15 protein-coding genes are annotated in these 12,058 nt (G+C 64.0%); 5 read left to right on the forward strand and 10 right to left on the reverse strand.

All coding sequences use genetic code 11. The annotated features are described in order from the left end of the window. The 4 genes from ABDX79_RS15385 to ABDX79_RS15400 all read left to right on the forward strand — a co-directional run. Positions 1-365 (forward strand): tripartite tricarboxylate transporter TctB family protein (locus tag ABDX79_RS15385; protein ID WP_346221189.1); only part of this gene is annotated, 365 nt, incomplete at its 5' end. A gap of 11 nt (positions 366-376) precedes the next feature. After that, entirely contained in the window at positions 377-1,912 is a 1,536-nt protein-coding gene (locus ABDX79_RS15390; protein ID WP_346221190.1) for a tripartite tricarboxylate transporter permease, read from the forward strand. Positions 1,913-1,914: 2 nt separating this feature from the next. Continuing rightward, on the forward strand, positions 1,915-2,958 hold the full coding sequence (locus ABDX79_RS15395) for an AbrB family transcriptional regulator (protein WP_346221191.1): 1,044 nt from the start codon (positions 1,915-1,917) through the stop codon (positions 2,956-2,958). A 164-nt stretch (positions 2,959-3,122) separates the two neighbouring features. Beyond that, a complete protein-coding gene (locus ABDX79_RS15400; protein WP_346221192.1) occupies positions 3,123-3,305 on the forward strand; it encodes a hypothetical protein in 183 nt (60 codons plus the stop codon). Positions 3,306-3,319: 14 nt separating this feature from the next. On the opposite strand, the gene phnN is transcribed toward ABDX79_RS15400, so the two are convergent. The 10 genes from phnN to ABDX79_RS15450 form a co-directional block, all read right to left on the reverse strand. After that, complete coding sequence (phnN, locus tag ABDX79_RS15405; RefSeq protein ID WP_346221193.1) at positions 3,320-3,907, reverse strand: phosphonate metabolism protein/1,5-bisphosphokinase (PRPP-forming) PhnN; 588 nt, start codon at positions 3,905-3,907, stop codon at positions 3,320-3,322. Beyond that, a complete protein-coding gene (locus ABDX79_RS15410; RefSeq protein ID WP_346221194.1) occupies positions 3,897-5,030 on the reverse strand; it encodes an alpha-D-ribose 1-methylphosphonate 5-triphosphate diphosphatase in 1,134 nt (377 codons plus the stop codon). The genes phnN and ABDX79_RS15410 overlap by 11 nt, the downstream gene beginning before the upstream one ends. Beyond that, entirely contained in the window at positions 5,023-5,712 is a 690-nt protein-coding gene (locus tag ABDX79_RS15415; RefSeq protein ID WP_346221195.1) for a DUF1045 domain-containing protein, read from the reverse strand. Before ABDX79_RS15415 ends, ABDX79_RS15410 begins: the two co-directional genes overlap by 8 nt. Before the next feature lie 31 nt (positions 5,713-5,743). Further along, the gene (phnE, locus tag ABDX79_RS15420; RefSeq protein ID WP_346221196.1) at positions 5,744-6,568 is read right to left on the reverse strand and encodes a phosphonate ABC transporter, permease protein PhnE; all 825 of its coding nucleotides are present in this window, start codon (positions 6,566-6,568) and stop codon (positions 5,744-5,746) included. A gap of 115 nt (positions 6,569-6,683) precedes the next feature. Beyond that, entirely contained in the window at positions 6,684-7,700 is a 1,017-nt protein-coding gene (phnD, locus tag ABDX79_RS15425) for a phosphonate ABC transporter substrate-binding protein (protein ID WP_346221197.1), read from the reverse strand. A gap of 56 nt (positions 7,701-7,756) precedes the next feature. After that, positions 7,757-8,620: a phosphonate ABC transporter ATP-binding protein gene (gene phnC / locus ABDX79_RS15430; RefSeq protein WP_346221198.1), complete on the reverse strand. Its 864-nt coding sequence runs from the start codon at positions 8,618-8,620 to the stop codon at positions 7,757-7,759. Between the two features lie 199 nt (positions 8,621-8,819). Continuing rightward, positions 8,820-9,458: a DapH/DapD/GlmU-related protein gene (locus ABDX79_RS15435; protein ID WP_346221199.1), complete on the reverse strand. Its 639-nt coding sequence runs from the start codon at positions 9,456-9,458 to the stop codon at positions 8,820-8,822. Continuing rightward, positions 9,458-10,189, reverse strand: coding sequence for a phosphonate C-P lyase system protein PhnL (phnL, locus tag ABDX79_RS15440; RefSeq protein WP_346221200.1), 732 nt, complete (start codon positions 10,187-10,189; stop codon positions 9,458-9,460). Before phnL ends, ABDX79_RS15435 begins: the two co-directional genes overlap by 1 nt. Next, positions 10,189-10,968, reverse strand: a complete 780-nt coding sequence (gene phnK / locus ABDX79_RS15445; RefSeq protein ID WP_346221201.1) for a phosphonate C-P lyase system protein PhnK — start codon at positions 10,966-10,968, stop codon at positions 10,189-10,191. The genes phnL and phnK overlap by 1 nt, the downstream gene beginning before the upstream one ends. Further along, positions 10,965-11,825, reverse strand: coding sequence for an alpha-D-ribose 1-methylphosphonate 5-phosphate C-P-lyase PhnJ (locus tag ABDX79_RS15450; protein ID WP_346221202.1), 861 nt, complete (start codon positions 11,823-11,825; stop codon positions 10,965-10,967). Before ABDX79_RS15450 ends, phnK begins: the two co-directional genes overlap by 4 nt. Before the next feature lie 56 nt (positions 11,826-11,881). On the opposite strand from ABDX79_RS15450, the gene ABDX79_RS15455 reads away from it, so the two are divergent. Continuing rightward, complete coding sequence (locus tag ABDX79_RS15455; RefSeq protein ID WP_346221203.1) at positions 11,882-12,046, forward strand: hypothetical protein; 165 nt, start codon at positions 11,882-11,884, stop codon at positions 12,044-12,046. Positions 12,047-12,058 lie beyond the last annotated feature (12 nt).

A 12,058-nucleotide genomic window follows, 5' to 3' on the forward strand; every position in this document is an offset into this window, starting at 1 on the left:
CGCCCTTTCAATACGATCCCCTCGGACCGGAAAGCTGGCCGCAGATCCTCGGCGTCGTCGCCCTCCTGTGCCTTGCCTATGTCTTCATCAGGCCGGACAAGGATCGCTTCGACCTGCCCTACAAGACCGGCCTTCGGATCCTCGCCCTCTTCGTGATGCTGATGGGCTATGCCTGGCTCTACCAGCCGCTCGGCTTCATCATCTCCACCTTCGTGTTCTGCGTCGCCCTGTCGCTGATGCTGGGAGCAAAACCGGTCTCCGCGCTCCTCTTCGGCGTTGCGACCGGCGTCGTCGGCTATTTCGTCTGCACGGTGCTTCTCGAACTCAACCTGCCAGCCGGACCCATCGTCCGGGCGCTGTTCTAAGGAGTGTCTCGATGGACGCTGTCTTCTCGGGTCTGGCTTCCGGTTTCGCGACCGCCCTCGACCCCTTCAACCTCATGCTCGTCCTGGTGGGCTGCTTCGCCGGCACGCTGATCGGCGCCTTGCCCGGCATCGGCCCCATCAACGGCGTCGCCATCCTCCTGCCCATCGCCTACAGCCTCGGCTTCAAGCCTGAGTCGGCGATCATCCTCCTCGCCGGCATCTATTACGGCGCCGAATATGGCGGGCGTATCTCCTCGATCCTGCTCAACGTGCCCGGCGACGCCGGCGCGGTGATGACGACCCTCGACGGCAATCCGATGGCCCGCAACGGCGAGGCCGGCAAGGCACTCTCCCTCTCGGCCGTCGCCTCCTTCGTGGGCGGCACCTTCGCCGTCATCCTGATGAGCCTGTTCGGGCCCCTGCTTGCCGCCTATGCCGTCACCTTCTCGCCGTCCGACTATGTCGCGCTGATGGTCTTCGCCTTCGCCTCCCTCGCATCGCTGGTCGGCGCGAACCCGGTGAAGACACTGCTCGGCGCGGTCATCGGCCTGATCCTCGCCTCGGTCGGCATCGACGCCAATACCGGCGTTGCCCGCTACACCTTCGGCATTCCCGATATCCTCGCCGGCATCGACTTCCTCGTCGTCGTCATCGGCCTGTTCGGCATGGCCGAGCTGATCCATCTCGTCGAACAGCAGGCGCGCGGCTCCCTGAAGACGCTGAAGATCGACAAGAGCTTCGTCACCATGGCGGATCTTGCAAGGACGAAGTGGACGATCCTGCGCTCCTCGATGATCGGTTTCTTCATCGGCATCCTGCCCGGCACCGGCGCATCGGTCGCCTCGGCCGTCGCATACGGCGCGGAAAAGCGGGCCTGCAACAATCCCGATACCTTCGGCAAGGGCGATGTCCGCGGGCTTGCGGCACCGGAAGCGGCCAACAACGCGGCCGCCGGCGGCGCCATGGTGCCGATGCTGACCCTCGGCATTCCGGGCTCCGGCACCACCGCCATCCTGCTCGGCGCCCTGCTCCTCTTCAACGTCACGCCGGGTCCGCTCATGTTCGAGCAGCGGCCGGAGATCGCCTGGGGCCTGATCGCGTCGATGTATATCGGCAATATCGCGCTGCTCGTCATCAACCTGCCGCTGGTCGGCCTCTTCGCCCGCATGCTGACCATCCCGCAGCAATATCTCACGCCGCTGATCGCGGTCCTCGCCTTCATCGGCGTCTACTCGATCGTCTCCAACCCGCACGATCTCTACATGATCACGCTTCTCGGCGTGTTCGGCTGGGTCATGCGCAAGCTCGGCTTCTCGCTGGCACCCGTCATCCTGGGCTTCGTCCTCGGCGGTCTCTTCGAGAACAACCTGCGCCGGGCGCTCTCGATCTCCGGAGGCGACTGGACAATCCTCGTCACCTCATGGAACTCCGTCGCCCTCTACATCCTCACCATCGCGATCATCGCAGTGCCGCTGGTCTACGGCCGCTACAAGACAAGCCGCGCCGAAGGAGACGGCGGGGAAGCGTCCGACGCAGCAAAGTCCTGACCGTGAAGGCAACCATCATAGCCCTGGGGGCCGCGCTGTCAGGCGCGGCCCTCTTCTCGTTCCTCGGCGTGCCGGCAGGCGCGCTCGTGGGCTCCACGATCTTCGTCACCATCGCCTCCGCCGCCAGGCTGAAACCCGCCGTTCCGACGCTCTTGCGCGATCTCGGCTTCACCACCATCGGCGTGACGCTCGGCGCCGGCATTTCGCCGACCTTCCTTTCCGATCTCGCGCGCTTTCCGTTGAGCCTTGCCGCGCTCACCCTCACCATCTTACTGGTGATGGTCATTTCGAGCTTCATCTTGCGCCGGCTTTTCGGAACCGATCGCGCGACCTCGGTACTCGCCACCTCGCCGGGCGCTCTCTCCTATGCCCTGTCGCTCTCGACCGAGGGAGAAAAGTCGAACGTCGACACCAAGATGGTGATGGTGCTCCAGAGCCTCCGGCTTCTCCTCATCACCGTTCTCCTGCCGCCGGTGATCGCCATCGTCGATGGCGCGGCGGGCCATCATGCGACGCCAGCCGCCGCCACGGCCCACCCCCTCAATCTGCCTGTGAGCTTCGCGCTGATCGCGGCCTCCGCTTGTCTCGGCGCGCTCGGCGCAAAGCTGCGCGTTCCGGCCGCCTATCTTCTCGCGGGCGTCCTCCTCAGCGGCGTCGGTCACGGGATTGGCCTCCTGGAGGGCCGCCCTGCCACTATTCTCACCTTTATCGGCTTTTCCCTCGCCGGCGCCGTCATCGGCTCGCGCTTTGCGAAGATCACGCTCGCAGAGGTGCGAACCCTCGGGATTTCCGGCCTTGTGGCAACGGGCGTCGCGATCGGTCTTTCGGGGTTGATCAGCTTCGCGATGGCCGCGCTTCTGGAGCTGCCCTTCGGCCAGGTCTGGGTCTCCTATGCGCCGGGCGGCGTCGAGGGCATGAGCGCCATGGCCCTGTCGCTCGGCTACGACCCGGCCTATGTGGCGACCCACCACATCTTCCGGCTTCTTCTCATCATCGCCCTGCTCCCGCTTTTCCTGCGGTCTTCGAAACGGCCTGAGAAGAGTTGAAGGGTGGGAGCCTGAACCCGCATCGGTCCTGCGCCGGACGAAGCGCCGGACCGCTCGCGCACTATGCATGGTATGGGATCGCGTGGAACATTGCTTGTAGAGGTCCGCGCTTTAAGTCGATGGAAGCTGAGACACGCAATCAGCGCCTTGAGGGACACCGTTCTATGTCAGACGACCAGCACACCGACACCGTCACCAGCAGCGATCCCAAGGCGCCATCCGCCCTCGACGACGGAATGCCGATCGCCGACGAGCGGGTCAGCCTCGGAAAGGGCGCCGGCGCGTGGCTTCTTATCTTTGGCGCCATCATTCTCGTCGGGGTGCTTTGGTATATCGGGGTCTTCTGAGCGAAAGACGCCCCCTATTCCGGCAGCATCTCGTTGAGGATCGAACAGAACCGGTCGACGGCAGCGTCCACCGGCCCGGAATTGTCGATCGTAAAGGCCCCGGCCAGCCCGTTCACGCCCGTGGCGGGCGCGCTTCGCGAGAGCCGTTCGAGAGCTGCGGCGCGATCTTCCCGCCCCCGCGCGACGATCCGCTCGATCAGGATATCCGGTTCGGCGGTCACCGTCACCGCAACGACCGCGGGAAAGGCTTCGATCGCGGACGCGATCGAATGGCGTGAGATATTGGCGACGACCACCGCGCCCGTCTCGACCTTCTGGACGGCCGAGGCCGGAAGGCCATAGGCAAGCCCATGGGCGCGCCAGGACAGGGAGAACCGGCCCTCGGCCTCGTACCGATCGAACGCCGCCTGCCCCAGCGTCTCGTGATCCTCGGCCTCGGGTTCAGCCGGCCGCGTCACGATCCGGCGGACGAAATGAAACCGATGGTCGTCCTCCAGCCGTTCGCACGCCTTGCGGATGACCGTATCCTTCCCGGCGCCGCTCGGGCCCACAACGGCCACGAACGCGCCGGTGCGGACGCCAATCGCAGTGTCAGGCGACACGCTCGCCCTCCCGCCAGACCGACCTGACGAGCGGCGGCAAGCCGTCCGCGACCTCGATGCGGACCAGATCGGCGCGCTTGCCAACGGCGATCTCGCCGCGATCGGACAAGGCGACCGCCTTGGCCGGCGCGCTCGTGATCGTCCGGATCGCTTCGGGAAGGGTCAGGACCGCCTCCGCCGCCAGCTGGAAGGCGGCCTGAAGCAGCGAGAACGGGACATAATCGGAGGACAGGATGTTCAGCCGGTCGCTTTTCACCAGATCGATCGCAGAGACATTGCCGGAATGGGAGCCGCCACGCACAACGTTGGGCGCGCCCATCAGAACGGCGAGACCGGCCTTGCGCGAGGCTTCCGCCGCTTCAAGCGTAGTCGGAAACTCGGCGATCGCAGCGCCATAGGCAACGGCTTCGGCCACATGGTCCGCCGTCGCATCGTCATGGGACGCGATGGTGAGGCCCCACTCGGCGGCCGCTTGCGAGATCGCCTTGCGGCTGTGATCGGCATATCGTTCGGAATCGGCGAGCCGCTTCGCGCTGAACGCCTGGAATTCCTCCTCCGTCATCCCCTTCTTCTTCTGATAATAGAGGCGGTAGGCGTCGAGATTGACGAACTGACGCTGACCCGGCGCGTGATCCATCAGGGATACGAGCTTCAACCGCTCATTGCCCGAAAACCGCTCGAAACCGTCGACCACGTCCGCCGCCGATACCTCGCACCTCAGATGAATGAAGTGGTCGGCCCGCGTCCGCCCGGTCTTAACGGACTCGCAGATTGCGCGCCCAAGCTCGACCATGTCCTCGGAGCGAAGCGTCTCGTCCTCATCCGTTCCAACGCGAACCGCGTCGAAGACGGTGGTGATGCCGGCCGCGGCGATCTGGGCATCGTGGGCCTGAATGGCCGCGAACTTGTTCCAGTAGACCTTCGGACGCGGGATATAATGGCCCTCGAGATGGTCGGTGTGAAGCTCGACCAAACCTGGGATCAGGAGGTCGCCGCCGATATCGATGCCGGACGCGGGGCCCGAGCCGATCTCGGCGATCTTTCCGTCACGCAGGACCAGATGGCCCTCGAGGATCTCGTCGTCGAGAACGATGCGGGCATTGGTGAATGTGATTTCAGGCATGGTCTTCGATCGGTTGGAGAATCTTGGAAAGGGTGTGGCTGCCATGGACCCGGAAGGCGGCTCCGGCGTCCGGCTCGACGAAGAGCGCGAGCCGGTCGATGGTCAGCGGGCGGTCGATAAACTGGGCGAAGTGAGACCGGGCCAAAAGCTCGGCCTTGTCCAGCGCCGCATCGTCGAGTGCATCGGTCAGCGTCAGGTGAAACCGGAAGGCATCCAGAACATAAGGGTAGCCCCATTCGTCGAGAAAGCGCCGCTCGACCTCGGACAGACGCTCCGGCCGACGACGGGCGCGCTCGTCCGGCTCGAGCGGACGACGTATAGGCTCGAACCCTTCGAGAACCGAACGCTGCAGCGTTTCGAGAGAGGGCTCGGGGCGATCCGGCACGAGAGCGAGGAAGCTGCCGAGGCGGGCAAGGGTCAGGCGCGTGATGACGGCGGGCGGGCAGGTCCGGCAGAGGTCCGCCAGCCGCCCGTCGGCCATGTCGATCGAGACACCCTCGATCGGACGGAAGGGAGCGCGGATCGTTGCGTGAAACCCGTAACGCCGGGCCGAGGCGATCTGCTCGTCTGGCAGACCTGGCTGACGGAGCGCACCCGAAAACGCATCGCGTCCGAGCCAGCTTGCGCCGGCCTGCGCCAGCGGCTGATCCGGGGTGGGCGTGTAGTAGATGGCAATTCGCATCAAGAACCGGCGTCGATCGAAAGGGTCTGCATCAGGAAACGAACTTGCGGAGCTGCTGTGACAACAGATCGGTCAGGACGACCGTCACGACGACGATGATCAGGATAGCCGCCGATTCGGCATAATAGAAACCGCGGATCGATTCGAACAGAACCTGCCCGATGCCGCCGGCACCGATCACCCCGAGAATCGTCGCCGAGCGCACATTGGTCTCGAAGCGATAGAGGAAATAGGACACCCAGAGGGGGAGCACCTGCGGGATGACGCCGTAGACGACTTCCTGAACCCGCGAGGCGCCGGTCGCGCGGATGCCCTCGACCGGCCTCGGATCGATCGATTCCACGGCCTCCGAGAAAAGCTTCGCCATGATGCCGGTGTTGTGGATGAAGAGCGCCATCACGCCCGCGAACGGCCCAAGGCCCACGGCGACGACGAAGAGCACGGCCCAGACGAGTTCGTGGATCGCGCGAAAGAAATCCATCAGCCGGCGGACCGGATGGAGGATGTACCACGGCACCATGTTGCGGGCCGACAGGATCGCGAACGGCACCGAGACGACAAGCGACAGGACGGTGCCCCAGAGGGCGATCTGAAGCGTCACCAGCATTTCGCTGGCATAGTACCGCCATTGGGCGAAGTTCGGATCGAAGAAGCCGGCGGCGTACTCCACCATGTTGCCGGCATCGGAAAAGAGATAGGTCCAGCGCTCCATCTCCGCCGGTCCCCAGCTGAAGGCGAGGAGGGCGACAAGGGCTACGCCAATCCCGATATTCCAGTAGGTTCGCGACCAGTCGCGCCCCGCGTTGACGTCGATGCGGGCGCTGTCGGATTGCTCGCTTGCGGTCGTCGTGCTCATCGGCGTCTTGCTGCCTGAAAAGAGGTGGAAACGGACATGAAACGAGCGGCCGTTTCAACGAAGGCCGCTCGCGATCGTTCGGCGCGCCCGGCGTACCGGGCGTTGGGAAAGCTCGTTACGAGCCCGAATTCTGGCTGTTGGCGTCGATCTTCGCCTGATACTCGGCCTTCTGCTTTTCGAGCTCGGCGATCTTCGCCGACTTCTCGTCCTCACCCATCGTGGAGTCGCCTTCGACCAGAGCGATGTTCTTGGAGATTTCCATCACACGGATCGGCAGGAGCTGATCATTGGTGGACTTGCGGAAGGGAGCCCATTCGAGACCGGCGAGAACATCCTTTTCCGAGGCCGCGTCACCGGACGTTTCTGGCTTGCCGTAGGACAGGATGAAGTCTTCGATCTTGTTCTTGGTCTCGGTCGGAAGATCGCCCTTGATGACGAGCGGGTCGGACGGGATCAGCGGCGACTTCCAGATCACCTTGATCTTCTTGAACGCTTCCGGATTATTCTCTTCGATGAGCGCGAGGCTCTCGGTGTTGTTCGCGGCCGCATCGACCTGGCCGTTGGCGACGGCCATGGCATTGGTCTCGTGATTGGCGTTGCGGACCGTCTTGAAGCACGACTTCGGGTCGACACCGTTCTTGGCGAAGACGAAGGTCATCGGCACGAGATAGCCGGAGGTCGAGTTCGGATCACCGATGCCGAAGTCGAGCGACTGGTCGCACTTCAACAGATCCTCAAGCGAATTGAGATCGGAATCGGCAGGGGCGAGGACGAGGCCCCAATAGCCGGGATTGCCGGAGACATCGACGGTCTGGGCGAAGATTTCGCCGCCGGCACGGTCGACAGCTTCCATAGCCGACTTGTTGCCGAACCAGGCGACGTCCACCTTGCCGAAGCGCATGCCCTCGATGACGCCGGCATAGTCTGACGCGAAGAACGGATTGACGGTGAGGCCGGTCTGCTCTTCCATGTCTTCGAGGAAGGGCTCCCACTTCGGACGCAGCTGCTGCTGGCTCTCCGTGGAGATGATGCCGAAATTGATTTCCGTCGGCTGGCTGTCCTGGGCAAAAGCCGGACCGGCAAGCGTCGTGGCGACGGCGCCTGCGGCGAGCGTCTTCAAGAATGCGTTCATGATCGATCGTTTCCCTGTTGGAGGCATGATTTTGAGGGTGGGGACGCCGACGCGGATCAGGCCGGCGCGAGTTCACCAAGCCTGGGCTTGGACACGGCGTGGCCCGGCTTGTCTTGCGCAGGCCGCGCGCTCTCGACGGGAAGTTCCGCCGGAAGGACGAGCTCTTCCGAAGCCGACCCGTAGAGTTCGGTCAGGAATTCGTTGGAAAGAGCCTTGGACGGACCGTCATAGACGACCTCTCCGCCGCGAAGGGCGATGGTGCGCGGGCAGTAGACCCGGGCATATTCGACCTGATGGAGCGAGACGAGAATGGTCATCTTCTCCTCGCGGTTGATGGTGGCGAGAACGTCCATCACCCGGCGGGCGGAAGCCGGATCGAGCGAGGCGATCGGCTCGTCGGCAAGAAGGATGCGAGAGCGCTGAAGCAGGGTCCGGGCGATCGCGGCACGTTGCTGCTGGCCGCCCGAAAGGGTCGATGCGCGCTGCCATGCAAGCTGGGGAATGCCGACGCGCGACAGGGCGCGAATGGCCTCGCGCTTCTCGTCGTCCGAGAAGAAACCGAACGTGCCGCGCCAGCCGGAGATCTGTCCGAGCTTGCCGACGAGGACATTCATGATCACCGGCAGCCGGTTCACCAGATTGAACTGCTGGAAGATGACGCCGATGTCGCTGCGCAGATCGCGGGCCTTCGTGCCGAGCCGTCCGTTCTTCTGCACCATCTCGCCGAAGAGACGGATCGTCGAGCCGTTCGCGTCGCCTTTTTCGAGGCCGGACAAATGGCGCATGAGCGTCGACTTGCCGGAGCCGGACGCACCGATGAGCGCCACCATCTCACCTTCCTCGATCGAAAGCGAGACGCCCTTGAGAGCTGCCGTCTTGCCGAAATGCTTCGAGAGATTCTCAACGAGGATCGCTGACATCGAGGGGCTCCGCTAGAGCAGGAGGAGGAAACGTGGGCACCGGGTTTTCGCCGGCGTCCTGCGAATAAGAGGCATGCAACGCGGCATTCGACGTCATCGAAGGCCGTCGCGCTCAAAGTTCGTTTCTGTCCTCTGGATTAACCTCCGTCGGTGTGAGTCCGATGACAGTCCCACGACCGTTCGATGACATTCCAGACCCTTATGAATCAGGGCTTTGGAGGGGAATTCCGCGATATTTCTCGACGAAGGCGGCGGCATCGAGAGTACGAAAATCGGCGAGTGCACGGTGGAGTTGCTCATGGGGCCAGTTCCACCAGGAAAGCGCCTCCATCTCCTCCGCGACATCCTCGGGAAAACGCCGCCGGATGAGCTTCGCCGGCACGCCGCCAACGATCGTATAGGGCGCGACATCCTTAGAGACGACGGCGCCGGCACCGATCGCCGCGCCATTGCCGATGGTGACACCCGGCAGGATCGTCGCGCCGTGGCCGATCCAGACATCGTGTCCGATCGTCACCGTGTGGGAGCGACGCCAGTCGAAGAATTCCGCCTCGTCGCTCTCGCCCTCGAAATAATCGCCCGCCCGATAGGTGAAGTGATGCAGGCTCGCCCGCCAGACCGGATGGTTCGTCGCGTTGATCCTGACGGCAGCCGCGATGTTGACGAACTTGCCGATTTCGGCGCGCCAGACGCCGCAGTCCTGCATCATGTAGGAATAGTCGCCGAGCCGGGTCTCGACGACGCGGCACCGCTCGGAGATCTCGGTATAGCGGCCGAGATCGGACGCCTCCACCTCGGCGCTCGGATGGATCAGCGGCGTTTCGGAAAGTTTCGTCATCACGCGGCTTTCCGGCGGCTGGAAAAGTGCGACACGTCGATGAACCGCGGCGCAAGCGCTGCCCGGACATCGCCATCGTGAAAGATGCCGAGGATCGCTGTTCCCGATACGCGCCGCTCCTCGATCATCTGACAGACGACCTCGCGATTGGCCTTGTCGAGGGACGCGGTCGGTTCGTCGAGAAGGAGGATCGGCCGCTCGGCGATGAAGCCGCGCGCGATGTTGACGCGCTGCTTTTCCCCGCCGGAAAACGTGGCCGGCGGCAGATCGAAGAGCGAGACCGGCAGGTTGAGCCGGGACAGAAGCGCGCGGGCCCTTTCCCGTGCCTCCTCCGCCGCGATGCCGCGCTCGATCAGGGGCGCTGCGACGATATCGACGGACGAAACGCGAGGGATCGCGCGCAGGAACTGGCTGACATAGCCGAGGACGGAGCCGCGAAGTCGCGCCACCAGACGGGGCGGCGCAGAGCCAAGATCGATGAAATGCTCCTCGCCCGAGCCGCGAACGAGGATGGTCCCCGCGTCGATCCCGTAATTGCCGTAGATCATCCGAAGGATCGAGGACTTGCCGACGCCCGAGGGACCGTCGAGGACGGCGATCTCGCCGGCCCTCACCTCGAAGGCGGCCTCATCCACCACCGGCAGGTGAACCGCGCCGAGGAGATGGTTCGTGAAGCTCTTGGCGACGCCGTCGAGGCGGAGCAGGGTCGGTTGTTCGGCCATATTGCTCATCACACCTCCAGGATCGAAGCGACGAGTAGCTGGGTATAGGGATGGCGCGGATCGTCGAGCACGCGGTCGGTCAGGCCATGCTCGACAATATGGCCGTCCTTCATGACGATCATCCGCGTCGACAGAAGCCGGGCAACGGCAAGGTCGTGGGTCACCACGATGGCCGCGAGCCCCATTTCGGAAACGAGACCGCGCAGGAGATCGAGAAGCCGGGCCTGAACCGAAACGTCGAGCCCGCCGGTCGGCTCGTCCATGAACATGAGGCGCGGGCTCGTCACCAGATTGCGGGCGATCTGGAGGCGCTGGCGCATGCCGCCCGAAAACATCTGGGGCCGGTCGTCGAGACGGGTTTCGGCGATCTCGACGCGGCCGAGCCAGTCCGTTGCCGTCTGACGGATCCGGCCATAGTGACGATCGCCGACCGCCATCAGCCGCTCGCCGATATTCGCGCCGGCCGAAACGCCGAGACGCAGGCCATCGGCCGGGTTCTGATGGACGAAGCCCCAGTCGGTGCGCATGAGGAAGCGGCGCTCGGCTTCCGTCAGCGTTGCAAGATCGCGTAAAGCGCCATCCCGCATCCGGTAGGAGACCGTTCCGCCGCTCAAAGTCAGCCGGCACGAGAGCGCATTGAGCAAGGTCGTCTTGCCAGAGCCCGATTCGCCGACGATCGCAAGGATTTCGCCGGGATAAAGCTCGAAGGAGATGTCTTCGCAGCCAATGCGCGCGCCGTAATGTCGGGTGACGCCGCTGGCGATGAGAAGGGGCTCGTCGCTCGTCATGCGTCCGCTCCCACATGGCCGGCGGCCCGCCGCTCCTCGCAGAAGTCCGTGTCCGAGCAGGCGAACATCCGGCCGCCGCGATCATCCATGACGATCTCGTCGAGATAGACGCCCTCGGCACCGCACAGACCGCAGGGCTGGTCGAACGCCTGGATGCGGAACGGATGATCCTCAAAGTCGAGACTTTCGATCCGCGTATGGGGCGGGATCGCATAGATGCGCTGCTCGCGCCCGGCGCCGAAGAGCTGTAGGGCCGGGCTGTCGTGCATTTTCGGATTGTCGAATTTCGGGATCGGGGACGGGTCCATCACATAGCGGCCCTCGACCATCACCGGATAGGCGTAGGTGGTCGCGATATGACCGTTGCGGGCGATGTCCTCGTAGAGTTTCACATGCATCAGCCCGTATTCCTCCAGTGCGTGCATGATCCGCGTTTCGGTCTCTCGCGGTTCGAGAAAGCGTAAGGGTTCGGGGATCGGCACCTGATAGACGAGGATCTGCCCGTCCGTCAGCGGCGTTTCCGGAATCCGGTGGCGGGTCTGGATGACGGTCGCCTCACGGGTCTTCGTCGTGACTGCGACATTCGCGACCTTGGCGAAAAAGGCGCGGATCGAGACCGCATTGGTCGTATCGTCGGAGCCCTGATCGATCACCTTCAGGATGTCGTCCGGGCCGATCACCGAGGCCGTCACCTGCACGCCGCCAGTGCCCCAGCCATAGGGCATGGGCATTTCGCGGCTTGCAAAGGGCACCTGATAGCCGGGGATCGCGACGGCCTTGAGAATCGCGCGCCGGATCATCCGCTTGGTCTCTTCGTCGAGATAGGCGAAGTTATAGGCTGGAAGAGCGAGCGTCATGGCCGGCACGCTCCCTGTTCGACCCGCAAGCGAATGCGACCTGGAGGATTGGCACAGTGGAGAACTGGTACGGACTGATCGAGCCGCTGATGGTTCTCGTCGGCCTTGCCCTTCTCTGGTATTATCAGATCCACAAGAACCCGTACGAGATCGAGAAGCGGGAGAAGCGTCGGCGCGAGAAGGCGGAAAAGGCCGCCGCCAGGCGGGACGGTCGGGCGTAAAGGCACGTCGTT

The sequence above is a fragment of the Fulvimarina fulva genome (assembly GCF_039652615.1).
GTDB lineage: Bacteria > Pseudomonadota > Alphaproteobacteria > Rhizobiales > Rhizobiaceae > Fulvimarina.

Bases quoted from the DNA above. Each gene is read 5' to 3' on its own strand.
- ABDX79_RS15390 (WP_346221190.1), top strand. From the start codon at position 377: ATGGACGCTGTCTTCTCGGGTCTGGCTTCCGGTTTCGCGACCGCCCTC.
- ABDX79_RS15400 (WP_346221192.1), top strand. From the start codon at position 3,123: ATGTCAGACGACCAGCACACCGACACCGTCACCAGCAGCGATCCCAAG.
- ABDX79_RS15410 (WP_346221194.1), bottom strand. From the start codon at position 5,030: ATGCCTGAAATCACATTCACCAATGCCCGCATCGTTCTCGACGACGAG.
- ABDX79_RS15415 (WP_346221195.1), bottom strand. From the start codon at position 5,712: ATGCGAATTGCCATCTACTACACGCCCACCCCGGATCAGCCGCTGGCG.
- phnE (WP_346221196.1), bottom strand. From the start codon at position 6,568: ATGAGCACGACGACCGCAAGCGAGCAATCCGACAGCGCCCGCATCGAC.
- phnD (WP_346221197.1), bottom strand. From the start codon at position 7,700: ATGAACGCATTCTTGAAGACGCTCGCCGCAGGCGCCGTCGCCACGACG.
- phnC (WP_346221198.1), bottom strand. From the start codon at position 8,620: ATGTCAGCGATCCTCGTTGAGAATCTCTCGAAGCATTTCGGCAAGACG.
- ABDX79_RS15435 (WP_346221199.1), bottom strand. From the start codon at position 9,458: ATGACGAAACTTTCCGAAACGCCGCTGATCCATCCGAGCGCCGAGGTG.
- phnL (WP_346221200.1), bottom strand. From the start codon at position 10,189: ATGAGCAATATGGCCGAACAACCGACCCTGCTCCGCCTCGACGGCGTC.
- phnK (WP_346221201.1), bottom strand. From the start codon at position 10,968: ATGACGAGCGACGAGCCCCTTCTCATCGCCAGCGGCGTCACCCGACAT.
- ABDX79_RS15450 (WP_346221202.1), bottom strand. From the start codon at position 11,825: ATGACGCTCGCTCTTCCAGCCTATAACTTCGCCTATCTCGACGAAGAG.